General features: G+C 46.0%; 17 protein-coding genes and 1 other RNA gene. 13 read left to right on the forward strand and 5 right to left on the reverse strand.

The window, feature by feature from the left end; genetic code table 11:
* The first annotated feature begins 119 nt into the window (after positions 1-119).
* The 6 genes from ssrA to VFS25_RS25040 all read left to right on the forward strand — a co-directional run bounded on the left by ssrA (position 120) and on the right by VFS25_RS25040 (position 4,724).
* Positions 120-492: a transfer-messenger RNA gene (gene ssrA / locus VFS25_RS25015) on the forward strand.
* 183 nt (positions 493-675) lie between these two features.
* Complete coding sequence (locus tag VFS25_RS25020) at positions 676-1,299, forward strand: hypothetical protein (RefSeq protein ID WP_326464923.1); 624 nt, start codon at positions 676-678, stop codon at positions 1,297-1,299.
* 163 nt (positions 1,300-1,462) lie between these two features.
* A complete protein-coding gene (locus tag VFS25_RS25025; RefSeq protein WP_326464924.1) occupies positions 1,463-2,095 on the forward strand; it encodes a Crp/Fnr family transcriptional regulator in 633 nt (210 codons plus the stop codon).
* A gap of 84 nt (positions 2,096-2,179) precedes the next feature.
* Positions 2,180-3,583 (forward strand): rhodanese-like domain-containing protein, encoded by a 1,404-nt coding sequence (locus VFS25_RS25030; RefSeq protein ID WP_326464925.1) that lies wholly within the window; start codon positions 2,180-2,182, stop codon positions 3,581-3,583.
* Positions 3,584-3,636: 53 nt separating this feature from the next.
* Positions 3,637-4,206, forward strand: coding sequence for a YeeE/YedE family protein (locus tag VFS25_RS25035; RefSeq protein WP_326464926.1), 570 nt, complete (start codon positions 3,637-3,639; stop codon positions 4,204-4,206).
* 5 nt (positions 4,207-4,211) lie between these two features.
* Positions 4,212-4,724 carry a DUF6691 family protein gene (locus VFS25_RS25040; protein ID WP_326464927.1) on the forward strand — a complete coding sequence of 171 codons (513 nt, stop codon included), beginning with the start codon at positions 4,212-4,214 and terminating at the stop codon, positions 4,722-4,724.
* A 70-nt stretch (positions 4,725-4,794) separates the two neighbouring features.
* Here VFS25_RS25040 and VFS25_RS25045 read toward each other — a convergent pair whose 3' ends face one another.
* Complete coding sequence (locus tag VFS25_RS25045) at positions 4,795-6,048, reverse strand: MFS transporter (protein WP_326464928.1); 1,254 nt, start codon at positions 6,046-6,048, stop codon at positions 4,795-4,797.
* Between the two features lie 90 nt (positions 6,049-6,138).
* A complete protein-coding gene (locus tag VFS25_RS25050) occupies positions 6,139-7,074 on the reverse strand; it encodes a helix-turn-helix transcriptional regulator (protein ID WP_326464929.1) in 936 nt (311 codons plus the stop codon).
* 137 nt (positions 7,075-7,211) lie between these two features.
* Here VFS25_RS25050 and VFS25_RS25055 point away from each other — a divergent pair, with 137 nt between their 5' ends.
* Positions 7,212-8,588 (forward strand): alkaline phosphatase family protein, encoded by a 1,377-nt coding sequence (locus tag VFS25_RS25055; protein ID WP_326464930.1) that lies wholly within the window; start codon positions 7,212-7,214, stop codon positions 8,586-8,588.
* Between the two features lie 14 nt (positions 8,589-8,602).
* Entirely contained in the window at positions 8,603-10,414 is a 1,812-nt protein-coding gene (locus VFS25_RS25060; RefSeq protein ID WP_326464931.1) for a cytochrome-c peroxidase, read from the forward strand.
* Positions 10,415-10,460: 46 nt separating this feature from the next.
* Here VFS25_RS25060 and VFS25_RS25065 read toward each other — a convergent pair whose 3' ends face one another.
* Positions 10,461-11,228, reverse strand: a complete 768-nt coding sequence (locus VFS25_RS25065; RefSeq protein WP_326464932.1) for a MerR family transcriptional regulator — start codon at positions 11,226-11,228, stop codon at positions 10,461-10,463.
* A 250-nt stretch (positions 11,229-11,478) separates the two neighbouring features.
* Here VFS25_RS25065 and VFS25_RS25410 point away from each other — a divergent pair, with 250 nt between their 5' ends.
* From VFS25_RS25410 to VFS25_RS25075, 3 genes are read left to right on the forward strand one after another with little or no spacing between them, the layout of a single operon-like run.
* Positions 11,479-11,709 carry a helix-turn-helix domain-containing protein gene (locus tag VFS25_RS25410; RefSeq protein WP_414647802.1) on the forward strand — a complete coding sequence of 77 codons (231 nt, stop codon included), beginning with the start codon at positions 11,479-11,481 and terminating at the stop codon, positions 11,707-11,709.
* Positions 11,706-12,041 carry a HipA N-terminal domain-containing protein gene (locus tag VFS25_RS25070; RefSeq protein ID WP_326464933.1) on the forward strand — a complete coding sequence of 112 codons (336 nt, stop codon included), beginning with the start codon at positions 11,706-11,708 and terminating at the stop codon, positions 12,039-12,041. The genes VFS25_RS25410 and VFS25_RS25070 overlap by 4 nt, the downstream gene beginning before the upstream one ends.
* The gene (locus tag VFS25_RS25075) at positions 12,022-13,032 is read left to right on the forward strand and encodes a HipA domain-containing protein (RefSeq protein ID WP_326464934.1); all 1,011 of its coding nucleotides are present in this window, start codon (positions 12,022-12,024) and stop codon (positions 13,030-13,032) included. The genes VFS25_RS25070 and VFS25_RS25075 overlap by 20 nt, the downstream gene beginning before the upstream one ends.
* Positions 13,033-13,055: 23 nt before the next feature.
* On the opposite strand, the gene VFS25_RS25080 is transcribed toward VFS25_RS25075, so the two are convergent.
* Together VFS25_RS25080 and VFS25_RS25085 are read right to left on the reverse strand one after the other, a co-directional pair.
* Positions 13,056-13,961 (reverse strand): helix-turn-helix transcriptional regulator, encoded by a 906-nt coding sequence (locus VFS25_RS25080; protein ID WP_326464935.1) that lies wholly within the window; start codon positions 13,959-13,961, stop codon positions 13,056-13,058.
* Positions 13,962-13,982: 21 nt separating this feature from the next.
* Complete coding sequence (locus tag VFS25_RS25085; RefSeq protein WP_326464936.1) at positions 13,983-14,873, reverse strand: NmrA family NAD(P)-binding protein; 891 nt, start codon at positions 14,871-14,873, stop codon at positions 13,983-13,985.
* Between the two features lie 245 nt (positions 14,874-15,118).
* On the opposite strand from VFS25_RS25085, the gene VFS25_RS25090 reads away from it, so the two are divergent.
* The gene (locus VFS25_RS25090) at positions 15,119-15,550 is read left to right on the forward strand and encodes a hypothetical protein (protein WP_326464937.1); all 432 of its coding nucleotides are present in this window, start codon (positions 15,119-15,121) and stop codon (positions 15,548-15,550) included.
* Between the two features lie 160 nt (positions 15,551-15,710).
* The coding region (locus VFS25_RS25095) for an efflux RND transporter periplasmic adaptor subunit (RefSeq protein ID WP_326464938.1) at positions 15,711-16,647 on the forward strand (937 nt) is incomplete at its 3' end.

Below are 16,647 nucleotides of genomic sequence, written 5' to 3' on the forward strand. Positions count from 1 at the left end.
GGACATCTGGCGGTTGTTCAAATAAGGAGTGATCGCATATTTTAAGAAACCGATAGCGGCGACTGCCCTTTGGTCTTTGTATCTTTGCGTTGCTGTTTGAACAAGGCACAAAAAATAACGGGGGTGTTTGGTTTTGACAGCATAGGTCTTTGAAAGTGTAAGCATGCCGTGCGTTGTATAATTAGCACGTAAATCTGAATATACAAACTATAATTGGCGAATCTAACTACGCCATGGCTGCCTAATCAGCGATTAGACACCCATTATAGCCGCCGGAGTTGCTGCCCACTACGACTCCCGCCGCCGAATCAAACCATAGAGGGATAGGTACACATGGTTTCTGTGAGTGTGTAATGAAAATCTTAACGGATAAGAACGAGGTTGGTTAGTTGTGCCCCTGCCGAGTTCCGACAAACCAATGCGCAAATAAGCATGTAGAAAGCTTTTGGAGGATATGTTTGGACGCGGGTTCGATTCCCGCCAGCTCCACTTTTTAAGGTATTAAAGCCTGCTAATGCAATATTGGCGGGCTTTTTTGTTTGCCGGCCTTCCGGTAAGCTGCTGGTTTTTATCAAAAAAGGTCACAAACATTTTTCGCTGTAATCCTCACCGGTAAACAATTCTACTGATTTTTAAGTTTATTACCTACAGGCTGCCTGCTTAAAATCCGGTTTTATGCAGGTAAAATTCAGGCTTTTATTCTGGGTATATGGTCCTGGGAAATCTGCTCCATTTACCTTAATTCTGTATCTTATCTGTATGGAATTAATTAAGAAAATACACCAGGCAAGGTTAAAATATAAACCTGATAGAGTTAAGTATCTGCTCATAGCTGAAGCACCACCTAACAGCGTTGAAAGGTTTTTTTATTATGAAGATGTAAGGGAAAAGGACTTTTTGTTTCTTGGAGTTATAGAGGTATTATACCCCGAACTAAAAGATAGATATATGTCGGAAGGAAGGAATGCACAATTGAAAACGGAAATTTTGAAGCAATTGAAAACAGATGGGTTTTATTTAATTGATTTGTCGGACGAGCCTGTACAAAAGAATATTCCCTTTATTGAGATGACCTATTTCCTTCCCGGGTTACTAGCAAAACTCGACCAACTGGTTGACGAAGAAACAAAGATTGTAATAATTAAGGCTAATGTTTTTGAGGTAGTGTTCCCTTTAGTGAATGCTAAGTATAAAGGGCAGGTGGCTAATGTAAAAGTGCCATTCCCTTCATCCGGTCAACAAAAGAATTTCAGGAAAATATTTAGTGATGTGGTAAATAATACCCCGCGCTTAGGCTAGTCGCAAACATTTTCTTACCGGTAGCATTGAATGATTCATGATCCGGAAGCCGGAGGCTTCCATCAACCCCGGCAATACGCCAATTTGCAGCGAGGCTATATATCCAAACACGCATGATTAAAGTGTTGAAAAACCTGATAATTTTATGCTGCAATTCAATGCTATGCAAGAACAATCCTTTTTCCGGCAGCTATTCCCCGGGCTTGAAGAAGAACTTTATGAAGAAATTGAGCAACATGGCGATATCCGTCATATACCTGCCGGCGCCGCCATGCTGCGCAAAGGGCAAACCATCAGGGCTACCATGCTTGTGCTGGAAGGGATTGTAAAACTTTACCAGGAAGATGATGAAGGCAACGAGTTTTTCATGTACGATATAGAACCGGGGGAGGCATGTGCTGTTTCAATGGTATGCACTTACCGGCAGGAGAACAGCCAGGTATTGGCCAAAGCAATGACCGATGTAACAGTACTTACCATACCGCTTCAATACATGGATGAATGGCTGGGTAAATATAAGAGCTGGCATTATTTCGTGATCAGGACCTGGCGGGCGCGTTATGAGGAGCTGCTGAATACGATCAATGCTATTGCATTTAAGAACATGGATGAACGATTGGAGTTTTATATCCAGGGGCAGGTAAAGAAAATGGGACGGCATATTAAGCTTACACACCAGGAGATAGCTACGGATCTCAATTCTTCCCGGGAAGTGATCAGCCGGCTGATGAAAAAGATGGAGAAGAACGGCTGGATGATTATTCATCGCAATTCTTTTGAATGGATAAAACCCTGAAATAATTTCTTGTTGTGTGACCAGGATCACTGATAGATTAAAACAGCGGATGCATCTTTGTGTTAACCGGAAAAACAAGACACTATGTATTTTCAGCACATTTATGATGACAGCCTGGCGCAAGGCAGTTATTTTATCGGATGTCAAAAGGCCGGCGTTGCAGCCGTGATCGATCCTAAAAGAGATGTAGATACCTATCTTAAGATTGCCCGGGAACAAAAAATGGAAATAACCCATATCCTGGAAACGCATATACATGCCGATTTTCTTTCAGGTTCACGCGAGCTGGCCGCCCTTACAGGCGCGCAGATGTACCTGTCTGATGAAGGCGGGGCAGACTGGCAATATGAGTTTGCGCATACAGGACTTAGGAACGGCAGCCGGGTACAGGTAGGCCATCTCGAATTTGAAGTACTGCACACCCCGGGTCATACACCGGAAAGCATCAGCTTTTTGCTTACTGACAAACCCGCCAGCAATGCCCCTGTTATGCTGTTTACCGGCGATTTTGTTTTTGTAGGGGATATTGGCCGGCCCGACCTGCTGGAGAAAGCTGCCGGCCTCAAAGGCACCCAGGAGGCGGGGGCTCATCAAATGTTTACCTCACTCAAAAAATTCAGCGCCCTGCCTCCCTATGTACAGGTTTGGCCCGGTCACGGCGCTGGTTCTGCCTGCGGCAAAGCATTGGGCACTGTACCTTCTACCACCACCGGCTATGAGCTGGTAAGGAGCTGGGCTTTCCATTTTGAGGAGGATGAAGCCGGCTTTGTTCAATACCTGCTGGCAGACCAGCCTGAGCCACCCAGGTATTTTGCGATGATGAAAAAGCTGAATAAAATAAACAGGCCTTTGCTCACAGCAGTACCTGTTGTGAAAGAGCTGGGTATAAATGAGTTGAAGGCGGCGATGGATAAAGGATATAAGCTGATTGATACGCGCGATAAGGCTGCTTTTGCAGAAGGATATATTCCGGGCAGCATCAATATACAGGACAATAATTCCTTCAATACCTGGGCAGGCTGGTTCCTGGATTACGATACGCCGTTTATTTTACTGGCAGCACCTGCCCGGCTGGATGACCTTACCCGTAAACTAATGCGAATAGGGCTTGACAATATTTACGGTTATATCCCCGATGTGAAAATATGGGAAAATGCAGGCGGCAAGCTGGAACATGAACCTGTTATTTCCCTTGATGAATTTAAAACGCTTTATCAAAACAACGGCATCCAGGTGATAGACCTGCGGGGCGCAACAGAATACCAGTCAGGACATATTAAGGGAGCAGACCATCTATTCGTTGGCACACTTCCAAACAACCTGGGTAAGATCCGTAAGGATAAAAAAGTTGTGATACATTGCCAGGGAGGCGACCGGGCCACTATTGGTTATTCTTTGCTTGCCCGGCAAGGCTATAAGAACATATTGAATTTTTCAGAGGGAATGAATAAGTGGTTAGAGGACGGAAACCAGGTGGTGCAACAATAGTCAATGAAAGGCCGTTACCACATAAATACATTTTTCAGAATAAATTGATTTGAATGCTTCATATACTGCAACAACCCTGGCCATGGTATGTGGCAGGAGCTTTAATCGGCCTCATTGTGCCAGCGTTATTATTGCTGGGCAATAAGCATTTCGGCATATCAGCTAACCTGCGTCATGCCTGTGCGGCCTGTTTTCCTGCAGGGATAAAATTTTTCCAGTACGACTGGAAAAAAGAGATATGGAATTTCTTTTTTGTCGGCGGAATATTTTTAGGAGCTATGATCGCTTCCCAACTGCTGAAAAACCCTCATCCTGTGGCGGTTAATCCTGCGCTGGTCAAAGAGCTGGCGGGGTACGGCATAACAGATCATAATTCATTATTACCGAAAGAGCTGTTCTCGTGGGAAAACCTTTTTACCATACGTGGTTTGATCCTGTTGGTGGGTGGTGGCTTCCTGGTTGGTTTTGGTACCCGGTATGCGGGTGGTTGTACTTCCGGTCATGCCATTATGGGCCTCAGTAACCTGCAGTGGCCGTCCCTGGTGGCTACGGCCATGTTCATGGCAGGAGGCTTTATCATGGCCAACCTGGTACTTCCCTTTATTCTTCAATTGCATAACTAATGGAAATGCCGCAACAACAAACAAAAGGTCAGTCTTTTAATACCGATTTTGAAGTACGTTCCCTCGATACTATTTGTGTAAATGAATCCGAACGGCAACATCCCTGGTGGTATAACTTCAAATATATGGCAGTAGGGATAATATCCGGTATTGTATTCGTAAAGGCCGAGATTATCAGCTGGTTCCGCATCCAGGAAATGTTCAGGCTGCAAAGCTTTCACATGTATGGTGTGATAGGTACAGCCGTGGTAGTTGGCATGCTCTCAGTGTGGATCATCAAAAGGTTTAACGTAAAAACCATCTATGGTGAAAAGATTGAGTTCCATCCGAAGAAATTCAACAAAGGGCAGATATATGGAGGCCTGATCTTTGGTTCAGGGTGGGCGTTGACCGGCGCATGCCCGGGCCCTTTATTTGCACAAATAGGAACCGGCGCAGTTGTAGTAGCGGTAGTGCTGCTGAGCGCCATTGCCGGCACCTGGACCTATGGATACTTCAGGGAAAAGCTGCCTCATTGACAATAAACGTGGAAGGAATGAAAATAAAAACCGCTACCATTTGAACTGTTAGCGGTTTTACCTGTTTCCTTTATCCTTCCACTGCTACCGGTTGTATCACTGTCGTTTCTTCTTCCGTTACCTCCGCTTCCGCTCTTTCTTCCGCTCCTTTCCATTTCGTTTTTATCAACACCAGGAATACCAGCACCGCTATGATACCATAAGCCACGCCCAGTACCGCCTGGTTGGTGATGGAAATGGTGTTTACCATAAATGAGCTGAGTATAGAAGTGATTACTGCAAATCCGCCGCCGGTTAAACCGCTTGTTTTGCCTGCATATTGCGGAAAGCGGATCAAACAATACGACATGAGGTTATTGAAGATGAACCCCGCAGTGCCGTGCAGCAGGAAAACGTATATTAACAGTGTAAGTAAATTGTGGTAGTACATTGTGAGCGGTATCATAACGGCTACCGTAAGCAATGCTATAATACTGGCCAGCACCAGTTTTTTAGTGAATGGTTTGCTCACCAGCATTCTTGAAACCGCCCCGCCGATCATCACCGATACCCCGGAGAACAAGGCGCAATATCCTGTTGTTGCTGCCGTGAAATGCAGCTTATGCTCGATCAGAAACGGGCTGCACATACCGTACAGCAATATCATGCCATAGGTAAGCCCTAGTACGATAACGCCCGAAGTAAAATCCAGCGTTTTGAGCATCTTACTGTAGGTTTGTACCATTGACCGTACGCTGAACGGCTGTGCTGCTTGCATGGATTCCCCGCCAACCGCTGCTTCAATCACAAAGAACGCTAACCCAAAGTAACCCAGGAACATGAAGTTGGATGACCAGCCCCAGGTTGTTTCAAAAAATCCGCCCAGGAAAGGCGCTACAATTGGCGCAATGGCCCAGATTACCGAGAACATGCTCGTGTATTTCTTTAATGCTTCTCCTTTATAGAGGTCTATAAAAAAGGCGCGCTTGCTTATCGCAATCACCGCCACCGTAAATCCCTGCACTATACGCATGGCATAAATCGTTTGCAGGTTGGTGGAATAGGCAATGATAAAGCTGGCCGCGCTGAATACCAGCATGGCAGCCATGTTTGGGATGTAACGGCCATAGCTGTCAATCAGTCCGCCTACAATCAGCTGCGAAATACCATAGCTGATGATGAAGAGCGAAAGCGTAAGCTGAATGGCGGCTGGTGAAGCGTGCAGCTGCACCGCCATATCGGGTAATGACGGGATAAACACGTCCATGGCAAAACCCGATAATGGAATAAGGCTTAACGATACGATGGTGTTTAAACCTGTTCTTGATGCTTTGATTCTTCTCATATTTATCTTTTTGAATGGCGCTGTAAAGGTAGGAAGACCTATTGCCACGGCAATTACACGATTCAAAGAGATAATTATATAAATCAAATGTTACACAGCCATCATCTTTCTCCCCATGCGAAATTCCAAAGGCGTTTGGGTGGTAAACTGCTTGAAGTATTTATTGAAGTGCGAAGGGTATTCAAAGCCCAGGGCATAGGCGATTTCTGCGATATTCCAGTTTGTGTTGCGCAGCAGGGTTTTTGCTTCGGCAATCACGCGTTCATGAATAATTTCACGGGTGGTTTTATTGGTGTGCTTTTTCACTACGCTGTTTAAATGGTTCACGTGCACATGCAGCAGGTCGGCAAAGCGGGCCGGCGTTAATAATTTCAAAGGCATTTCAGGCGAATCAACCGGGAACTGCTGGTTCAGCAAGGCAAAGAAATCATTCACCAGCCGGTCGCGCACGATGGAAGCCGGCGCCTGGCGGCTTTGTTGTAAACGGATGCCTTCGTGGATGAGCAGCTGCAGCAGGTTGCGTATCATGTCCCATTTAAAAGGATAATCGGTGGCCTGCAGCACCTGCATTTGCCTGAAGTACACGCCCAGCCGCTCTCTTTCTTCCTTTGTTACAGGTATTACCGGCATCAGGGAAGCATTGAACAGGGGAGAGGCATATTGCACATCATTGGGAATATATCCTTCTACGAAGGGCGTGTTGAATAAACAATAATAGCGGTTAAAAGGCGCCGTTACTTCTATGGAGGTAGGCACGGCGGGGTTGGTGAAGATCAGACAGCTCTGGTTCAACCGTATTTCCTGGTCGTTATACAACAGCATGCCACTGCCTTCTCCTGTAGTGGAGCTGAGGCATATCTTGAAATAGTCGCGCCGGTTGAAAGGCGTTTTACGCGTAGCTGTAAGGCATTCCCGCACATTAAAATGTGCTTTGCCGGATTCGTTGAGGAGCTCCGGCGGAACAACCTGGCCAGTGCGCTTGTAAAATTGTACCAGCGATTCGGTAGGAATGAGTTTATCTGCCATAGCTTTTCATCATTATATAATTCAAAGGTAGGGAATTTGTTGAATGTGGGTGCAGCAGGGTAAATCCTGAAATAAACAGCCATAAATTGGAAAAAAAAATTGCTTTAAGGTATTTTTACCGAAAGACTGTTATAAAGATGTTCAACAGAAATTATTTTAATATTAAGGTGCCGGCAATCGTATTGGCGGCTGTTTTAGCAGGTTGCGCCGGCAGCCGGCACGCGCAAACTTCGGGTACACAAAATGTATCAGGCTTACAGGGTATTGAAAAGGTAAAGCATGTTGTAGTGATTTATATGGAAAATCACAGCTTTGATAACCTGTACGGGCAATTTGAAGGAGCCAATGGCCTGGCCAACGCATCAAAGGAAGCGGTAACGCAGCTGGACCGAAACGGCAAGCCATATCAATACCTGCCTGCAATTCCCCGTTCCAGTGAATTTCCTACCAACATTCCCAATGGCTATTTTAATATAGACCAGTATGTGCCGTCCGACAAGGAAACGCCTGATGTAACGCACCGGTATTACCAGGAGCGCATGCAAATCAACGATGGTAAAATGAACCTTTTTGCAGCCTATAACAGTACAGCAGGCCTGTCACTGGGATATTACAAAACAGCCTTGCTGCCGTTATATCCCATTGCGAAGGAATATACGCTTTGTGATCGTTTTCACCACAGCGCTTTTGGCAGCTCTTTTTTAAACCACCAATGGCTCATAGCCGCCGCAACGCCTTATTTCCCCGCCGCGCCAAAAGATATAAAAGCAGAGGTGGAGAGTGACGGTAAGTTAAAGAAAGACGGGCTTGTAACGCCTGACGGCTATGCGGTGAACACTGTTTTTTCAGTGAACCAGCCGCATCCCGCCGGGGCAAAAGAAATGTATCTGGTGCCCAACCAAACCAACCCCACTATCGGCGACCGCCTGAGCGATAAAAATATTTCCTGGGCCTGGTATTCCGGCGGCTGGGACGATGCCATGGCAGGAAAGCCCGATGAATTTTTCCAGTATCATCATCAGCCATTTATATATTTTGCGAAGTATGCGGATGGCACTGCTGCTAAAAAAGAGCATCTCAAAGATGAAAAGGAATTTCTGAAAGCCGCAAAGGAAGGCACTTTGCCGGCAGTGTCATTTGTAAAGCCCCTGGGCGCATATAATGAGCATCCCGGCTATTCCAATGTTATTTCAGGAGAAACACATGCGCTGGAGCTGATCAATGCTGTGCGGAACAGCCCTAACTGGAAAGATGCCGTTATTATATTAACCTATGATGAAAACGGGGGCTTCTGGGATCACGTAGCTCCGCCGGTTATTGATAAATGGGGGCCAGGAACCCGTATTCCCGCCATTATTATTTCGCCTTTTGCAAAAAAGGGATATGTAGACCATACACAATATGAAACAGTAAGTATTCTCTCATTTATTGAGAAGCGCTGGGGACTGAAACCGCTGAACAGCAGGGATGCCAACGCCAATCCGCTGCAGGGCGCTTTTGATTTTGAACATTAACTTTTTTGTACCAGGTGAGCCATTTCCGGGGAGTAAGCATTTGGGTATTGATGATAGTGGTGATCCAATGGCTGTTGTCGTTGGGGTTCAGGACTAATGAGCCGGAAAAGGACGTTGCAGCCATACTTTGCCGCGACATTGATGCTTTTTCCGGCTATATCAAAGATACATTGCAGCCTGCAATATTGTCAACAACAGGCAACAACCTGCAGGCTGCTTTTCTCACCGCAAGAAAACATTACAAGCATATAGAATGGGCCGCGGAATATTTTGCCTATTCCACAGCGCGGTTCATCAACGGCGCACCCAAGGCTGAAGCGGAGATCCCGGGACAAATGATCACCCAGCCTTCGGGCTTCCAGGTGATGGAAGCATATATATATCCCGCCCCGGACACTTCCGCCCGCCAATTGCTGCTGAAGCAAACAGCTATTATCCTGGAAAAGCTACAGTTGCTCAAAACCTACTTTTCCAATATTCCCATTGCCTCCTGGCAAATACTGGATGCTGTAAAGCTGGAGGTATTCCGTATTGAAACATTGGGAATTACCGGGTTTGATAATACCCTTAGCCGTAACAGCATGGAGGAATGCGCCATAAGCCTGCAGGCCCTGGAAAGGGTTTTGATGCACTACCTTACCCCGCAGGATAGTATGCGGGAATTACTGCGCCGGAATATAGCGTTCTTACTGGCCAACAGGGATTTTGATCTTTTTGACAGGGCTGCATATATACGCCGTTATGCCAATCCTTTAACTACTGCTATAGAGCAGCTGCGCAGGACGCGTAACTTCCAGGGTTACCGGTATAACAGGCTGCTGCAGCAAGACGCTTTTACGATGTTTGACCCGGATGCATTTAATGCAAACGCCTATACGCCGTTTCTTAACCAGGAGAACAAAGCTGCTAAGGCAGCATTGGGAAAGGCATTGTTTACAGAAACGGCATTTTCCGGGAATAACCAGGTCAGCTGTGCGTCGTGCCATCATTCCCAAGCCGCTTTTGCAGAAAATGTGATAAGGCACAACAATATAAACGGGGCTGGTTTCATTGACAGGAATACGCCGTCGCTGCTCAATGCCGCGCTGCAGCCGCAGCTGTTTTATGACCAGCGGGTGGAAACGCTGGAAGACCAGGTAGATAACGTAGTGCATAATCCCCGGGAGATGCACGGCAGCTTTTACACGGGGCTGCAAAGCATTATTCATTCAGGAAAATATGAACAATTGTTTACCCGGGCCTTTCCCGGTAAGCCGCAACCCGATTCCGCTGCTGTTATTGAGGCATTGGCTGCATATATCAGAAGCCTTGTAAAGCTGAACAGCCGTTTTGATACATATATGACAGGTAATGATACGGCGCTGTCTGATGAGGAAGTGCATGGATTTAATTTGTTCATGGGCAAGGCCCGCTGCGGCACCTGCCATTATATGCCGCTGTTCAGCGGTGTTTTTCCGCCAAAATTCATTACGCAGGACGCCGAAGTGCTGGGAGTGCCGGAGCAGCGGGGAAGCAAGCACATTGATCGCGACAGGGGGCTTTTTGCAACACTGCAAGGCTACAATTATTACGACAGCAGCCGGCTAATGGAATTTGACCATGCGTTTAAAACCGTTACGGTAAGAAACACGTCACAAACAGCGCCGTATATGCATAACGGTGCATTTGCCACGCTGGAGGAAGTAATGGATTTTTATAACAACGGCGGCGGCGCAGGCGAAGGCTTACAGGTACCTAACCAAAGTTTAAGCGCTGACAAGCTGGGGTTAACACCTGCAGAAATTAAAGCGGTAGTTGCATTTATCAGATCGCTGGATAGCCGGTAAGGAGGGGCTTTAGAACGGGCCGGCTGTAAAAGCCAGCCCGTGATATTTACGCCTGTTTTTTTTGAACATAGTAATCCGTTGCCTCCTTTATAAAAAGCGCCAGCTCTTTACTGGGCATGCCGTTTACAGGCGTATAACGGTTGTCTGCCACATATAGCTCACCTAGCTTTCTGAAATATTCCAATTTGCCCAATGCTATTTTTCCGCCGGTTAGCCGCATGATAACCTGGTAGCGGCGTGCAATGCATTGCTGTACCTCCTTGCTCTTAGGATCGCGGGACATGAGCACTGTCAATTGCGCAGTAATATCATTCAACTCCGTTTTCAGAGCTTCCATCTCATTTTTACTGAAGCTGCGCAATGTATCTTCTACCTCTAAAACGGTTTCCTTGCCCCATTTTTGCATGGCCTCTGCTCTGTAGGCAGCCATCTTTTCCTGTGGTATGCCTTCATATAAATCTTCTACCTGTAACATAGTGTTGCTTTTAAGTGTTACCAATGTTTTTTCAATGGTGCCAATCAATGTGTTTATCCTTTCCTTCCTGGCCAGCAGCGCTTTCCTGTGCCCTTCCAGGGCCTGCACCAGGTCAAATGCAGGATCATCCAGGATGGTGCAGATGTCTTTCAGCGGAAAATCCAGTTCCCTGTAAAAGAGTATCTGCTGCAACCGCAGCAGCTCTTTTTCGCCGTATAGCCGGTACCCGGCCGCGGTACGGTGAGAAGGTTTTAGCAAGCCCATTTTGTCGTACAGATGTAAGGTGCGCACGCTTACACCTGCCAGTTTCGAGAGCTTTTTTACAGAATAGTTGTCCATTGTTTGGATTTATACCTTGCCAGGCACAAATGTAGGGTATGACGTAGGGTAAGAGTCAAGAGGAAAGGGGAGATTTTTTTGAGGAGGATGAAGTGGGAAGAGGAAACTGCAGCATAACGTTGTAGTAAACTTCGCTTTTTCCTTACTGGAACAACAAAAGTAACGAAAGTTAACAAAAAGCGAAGGATAGTTCGCTTTTTGTTGTTGGAGATGTATTTTTAGATTAATTTACAGTTAAAAGCGAAGTATAATGCGTAATCCGTTAGAGAAAACAGGGCAAACCATCCGGCAACGACGGGAACTACTCGGTCTATTGCAACCTCAGCTAAGTGACTTATCGGGTGTTAGCACCCGGACCATACAATTGGTGGAGCAGGGAAAAGGGAATCCTTCGTTAAATACCCTGATCAAACTTGCTGATCCGCTTGGACTGCGCCTGGAACTGGTGCTGAAAGACCCTTCCAAAAACAGTAATGTATGAGAGCAGCGCAGGTACTATACAATGGTCTGCTGGCCGGTATACTATCCAAATCAGCAGGAGTTTACAAGTTCGTTTATGATAAAAATTACCTGGCTACAGTGGGAAGCCGGCCGGTTAGTCTAACCTTGCCCCTGCAGAAAGCACCTTTTGAAAGTGATGTATTATTTCCTGCTTTTGTAAACCGGCTGAGCGAAGGAGCCAACAAAGCCATACAAAGCCGGCTGCTGAAAATAGATGAAGACGACTATTTCAGCTTGCTGCTGGCTACGGCTGGGAACGACAGTATTGGACCATTAACCATAAAAGAAATCAATGAGCCTTCCGGAAATTAAATATTGCCCTTCCATGCTGCAGCCCGGCTTTACCACCTACAGCCCCGCTGCACTGCTGTCGCTGTTCGGTAACCGCACAAAAAAAGTATCACATATACTTTCTTTTGGCCCGCCGGGTAAAAACATTGAGCTGACCCGGGAGTATAATGAAAAAAGAAAGCGGATCAGCATCAGCGGGGTACAGGAAAAATACAGTTTGCGGCTGGATAAAAATGCTTTGCATCTCACTGATACAAAGGGAACGCATATTATTAAGCCGGTACCGTCGGAAAGACTGGAAATGGTGAACGACCTGCCGGCTAATGAGCATGTAAGTATGCAGATTGCAAGGCAGGTATTCGGCATTAAAACAGCTGCCTGCGGTATGATATTCTTTGATGATGGCTCTCCGGCTTATATTACCCGGCGCTTTGATTATAAGCCGGATGGCACCAAATACCTGGTGGAAGATTTTGCCGCCCTGCTGGCCAGGACACCTGAAAAGGAAGGAGAAAATTTCAAATACAGTGCTTCTTATCTCGATATTGCCGAACAGATTCACAAGCATGCAGCAGCTGCGCCGGCAGTGCTGTTGGAATTTTTTCGCCTGCTGGTATTTAATTACCTAATTGGCAATGGCGATGCTCATCTGAAGAATTTCTCGCTAATGGAAACAGCGCATGGTGATTACATACTCTCACCGGCTTACGATCTTTTATGTACAGCGCTGCATATTGATGATAGCAGATTGGCGCTACATGACGGCCTCTATGAGGGCGACTACGAAGAACAAAGCTACCTGAGTTTCGGCTGCTATACCGGTTCGTCTTTCGTGGCATTTGCAAAAAAGGCAGGTATCAATGCAGATCTTGCTGCCAAAATAGTGGACAATATTACGTGCGGAATCCCCAAAGCCATAGACCTGGTAGAGCGTAGTTTTTTGAGTGCGGAGGGCAGGAAGAAATATATAGATATCCTGAACGACAGACAAAGAAGCTTAAACCTGCGGTAAGGAGGTACATTTTACTCCAGTTGCTAATTAAACGACTGCCTGAACGCCAGCGGCGAAAGACTTGTTTTTGTTTTAAACAGCTTGCTGAACGACTGCGGATGCTCAAACCCCAGCTCATATGCAATTTCACTTACCGATAAGTCAGTAGTAGATAATTTCTCCTTTGCCTTTTCAATCAGCTTGTCATGTATGTGTTGCTTGGTGCTTTGCCCTGTTAGTGATTTAAGCAGCCCGCTTAAATAATTGGGCGATACGTTTAATGCTTCGGCAATGTATGGAACGGTCGGCAATCCCTTTTTCACCAGGTCGTCACTGTTAAAATAATCAGCAAGCAGCTTTTCAAGGCGGTCCAGTATCTTATGGTTGGTTATTTTCCTTGTAATAAACTGGCGGTTATAAAACCGTTCTGCATAATTCAATAACAGCTCAAGCTGGGCGATAATGATGCCCTGGCTGAACTGATCGATGTTTGCACGGTATTCCTGCTCAATGTGCTGTATAATGCCGGTAATCGTTGCTTCCTCTTTCTCTGAAAGGAACAGGGCCTCATTTACTGAATAATCAAAATATTCGTATTCCCGGATGGTTTTAGCCAAAGGCGTATTCCACAAAAAATCGGGATGGATGAGCAACAGCCATCCCGAATGTTGTAAAGCTGCATCAGATGCTATTGCATAAACCTGGCCGGGCGAAATAAAAAACAGGATGCCTTCGTCAAAATCATATGCCTGCTGGCCGTACTTTATTTTAACATTCAGGTTTCTTTTAAGCGCAATGGTATAAAAATCCTGCACCATGTTTGGAGGCTCATCGTTTCGCAACTGTTTTATGGTGTCCAGGTTTATTACGCTGATCAACGGATGCTCCGGCTTAGGCAGTCCCCTAAACTGGTGGTACTCCGTGATTGTCTTCAGCCTGTGAATATTCATGCCGGCCATACTTCAAGTTAATTATTTCTGATTAAAAGCGGCTGCAAACACTTTAGCATAATCTGCCAGCTTTACCTTTCCCATCACTGGGGGCTTATGCCGGTAATAATCCTGCGACAGGGCGCCGCTATGTAAGCTGGAAAACATTTCAACAAAACTGGTGGCCAGCTGCGGCGGCATTCCGCTTGCTTCAAAACGGCGCTGCATTTGTTCGTCGGAGATAACTATCCATTTTAAATCCGGCTTTCCGATAGCGGCGCCTAAGATGGCGGCAATTTCATTGCCGGTAAGCTCGTCGCTGGCAACATACCGTACTTTATTCCCGGCGGCTGGTGTTTCAATTTCTTCGGCAATGGCAGCAGCAATATCAGCAGGGGCCACCATTGCAATGCTGTCTGCTCCTCCATAGTTTAGTTCAATAACGCCCTGCGCTTTTATCATACCTATGTAGTTTAGCAGGTTGTAGTAGAAATAAGCGGGGCGCATATGCGTAATAGCAGTACCGGGCAGCGCGTTCAGTATCTCCTCTGCATAATGAGCGCCCAGGATAATGCCTGTGCCTTTGTGCAGGTGAGCGCCATAGCTGCTCAGGTGAATAGCACGCTTCACGCCGGCCTGTTGAATGGCCTGCGCATAGCTGCCGGCCACCTTCCGGTATTGGGCTATCCGGTCGGCCTCAAGATCATGCGCCGGTGGTATCATACAATACACAACCTCTGCACCGGTAAAAGTGGCTGTAAGAAAATCCACGTCTTCTATTGAGCCGATGGCAGCGGTGGCGCCCAGCGCTTCAATGTCTTTTTGCCTTTCGGGCCGGCTGCTGATAACAGTAACGGCATGCCCTTTTTGTACCAGCTCATTTGTAAGCGGCCGGCTGATGTGTCCTAATGAACCTGTTACTACAATTTTCATTTTCCCATGTTTTATTTATACAACAAAGTTCAATAGCAATAAAACAACTGAAGTGGCAAAATCTACGTTTGTTGGAATATTTTCTTAGCTTATGCAACCGGCGGTTTCAGCCGGTGTAAGAAAAAAATAGTTATAATAAACATGAGTTTACATAAACAGATATTTAACGATGCACTACTTGCATCTGTAATCAACTTTATATAATTTTGCGGCCGTTGATGAAGTAATAATCGTTTGAAGTTCGGATGAAGACACCACCATTAATTGGATTTTTTCTAACACTGGGGATTCTCCTGTTGAGTGGATATAATCAACTGAGCGCCAATACATACCGGGATTGCATTCGTTGCGCGCACCTGAGAAAAATCCTGGAAACGCTGGCCCCTGGCCGATTTGATGTTTTACAGGATAGCCAGGCCTGGATCCCATCTGTTCCGTCTGCCTCTAAAAAGAATCATGATAAAATAATAGACGAAACCGAGAATGATGACGAGAAGGACGAAGCCATCTCTTTCAAAAAGTATTTAGAGATCGGTAGTTATTTTATTGCTGTTTTTTACACCCCTATCGCTGAAAATTGCTGCACCAATACTAAGAAGCCCTTATCGTTCAACCAGCATTTTTCCTGCTGCTCATCTTATAGCCGTTATATTATACTCCATGTAATCAGAATCTGATTACAACCACTATGCAGGCCATTGATCGTTGCCTGAAGTCCCATCCTGTTTTTTCGCAGTCCAAAACGTCCAATAGTTTCAGCTAATGGATGCGGTGGCGTGTTGTGTCACATCGTTGAAAAAATTATCAAAAATCATATTGCTCTAAAGCAAATTTTTTATGAAGAGAATTGTCTTGCTTATTGGCTTGTATGCCTTGCTGTGCCATACAGGCTGTAAATCAACAAAAGGAGAAGAAAAGGAGCCGGAAACAAAATATTTTGTTACCAGCCCGGTTAAAATGGATACTTCTGTTACCCAGGAATATGTGGCCCAGATACGTTCCATACGCAACATTGAGTTGAGAGCGCAGGAAAAGGGCTACTTGCAGGACATTTTTATAGATGAAGGGCGGGCCGTAAAAGCAGGACAGCTGCTGTTTAAGATCATGCCCAAAATTTATGAGGCCGAGCTCCTGAAAGCACAGGCAGAAGCCAAAGCTGCTGAAATTGAATTACAGAACACCAAAGCCCTTGCCGACAGAAATGTGGTTTCCCAGAATGAGCTGGCCATGGCAAAAGCCAAACTTGAAAAAGCGCAGGCAGAAGCTGCACTGGCCAAAACCCACCTGGCATTTACAGAAATCAGGGCGCCGTTTGACGGCATTATAGACCGTCTTCCCTTAAAGCTGGGAAGCCTGGTAGACGAAGGTGAGCTGCTTACCAGCCTGTCAGACAACCGGCAGATGTACGCTTACTTCAACGTTTCGGAGCCTGACTACCTGAACTACGAGGTTAGTAAATCAAAAGGCCAAACGCAGGTGAACCTGTTAATGGCCAATAGCCAGGTGTTCCCGCATGAAGGCATGGTACAAACCATTGAAGGTGAGTTTAACAATGAAACCGGCAACATTGCTTTCAGGGCAATATTTCCGAACCCCGAAAAGCTGTTAAGGCACGGCGAAACCGGTAAAGTACAAATGGTGGTTCCGCTTAAAAATGCGTTGGTTATTCCACAGAAAGCCACCTATGAAATACAGGACAAAAGGTATGTTTTTGTAGTAGATAAAAACAATGTGGTGAAGTCAAGGGAAATTACGGTGGGCGCTGAAATGCCGG

It is taken from the genome of Chitinophaga sp. (assembly GCF_035761305.1).
Classification (GTDB): Bacteria; Bacteroidota; Bacteroidia; order Chitinophagales; family Chitinophagaceae; genus Chitinophaga.

What these genes read in the sequence shown, in the direction of transcription:
- VFS25_RS25065 (WP_326464932.1), bottom strand. Translation starts at nt 11,228, where the DNA reads ATGGACAACTATTCTGTAAAAAAGCTCTCGAAACTGGCAGGTGTAAGC.
- VFS25_RS25045 (WP_326464928.1), bottom strand. Translation starts at nt 6,048, where the DNA reads ATGAGAAGAATCAAAGCATCAAGAACAGGTTTAAACACCATCGTATCG.
- VFS25_RS25035 (WP_326464926.1), top strand. Translation starts at nt 3,637, where the DNA reads ATGCTTCATATACTGCAACAACCCTGGCCATGGTATGTGGCAGGAGCT.
- VFS25_RS25090 (WP_326464937.1), top strand. Translation starts at nt 15,119, where the DNA reads ATGAAGACACCACCATTAATTGGATTTTTTCTAACACTGGGGATTCTC.
- VFS25_RS25030 (WP_326464925.1), top strand. Translation starts at nt 2,180, where the DNA reads ATGTATTTTCAGCACATTTATGATGACAGCCTGGCGCAAGGCAGTTAT.
- VFS25_RS25055 (WP_326464930.1), top strand. Translation starts at nt 7,212, where the DNA reads ATGTTCAACAGAAATTATTTTAATATTAAGGTGCCGGCAATCGTATTG.
- VFS25_RS25025 (WP_326464924.1), top strand. Translation starts at nt 1,463, where the DNA reads ATGCAAGAACAATCCTTTTTCCGGCAGCTATTCCCCGGGCTTGAAGAA.
- VFS25_RS25085 (WP_326464936.1), bottom strand. Translation starts at nt 14,873, where the DNA reads ATGAAAATTGTAGTAACAGGTTCATTAGGACACATCAGCCGGCCGCTT.
- VFS25_RS25040 (WP_326464927.1), top strand. Translation starts at nt 4,212, where the DNA reads ATGCCGCAACAACAAACAAAAGGTCAGTCTTTTAATACCGATTTTGAA.
- VFS25_RS25070 (WP_326464933.1), top strand. Translation starts at nt 11,706, where the DNA reads ATGAGAGCAGCGCAGGTACTATACAATGGTCTGCTGGCCGGTATACTA.
- VFS25_RS25410 (WP_414647802.1), top strand. Translation starts at nt 11,479, where the DNA reads ATGCGTAATCCGTTAGAGAAAACAGGGCAAACCATCCGGCAACGACGG.
- VFS25_RS25050 (WP_326464929.1), bottom strand. Translation starts at nt 7,074, where the DNA reads ATGGCAGATAAACTCATTCCTACCGAATCGCTGGTACAATTTTACAAG.
- VFS25_RS25080 (WP_326464935.1), bottom strand. Translation starts at nt 13,961, where the DNA reads ATGAATATTCACAGGCTGAAGACAATCACGGAGTACCACCAGTTTAGG.
- VFS25_RS25075 (WP_326464934.1), top strand. Translation starts at nt 12,022, where the DNA reads ATGAGCCTTCCGGAAATTAAATATTGCCCTTCCATGCTGCAGCCCGGC.
- VFS25_RS25020 (WP_326464923.1), top strand. Translation starts at nt 676, where the DNA reads ATGCAGGTAAAATTCAGGCTTTTATTCTGGGTATATGGTCCTGGGAAA.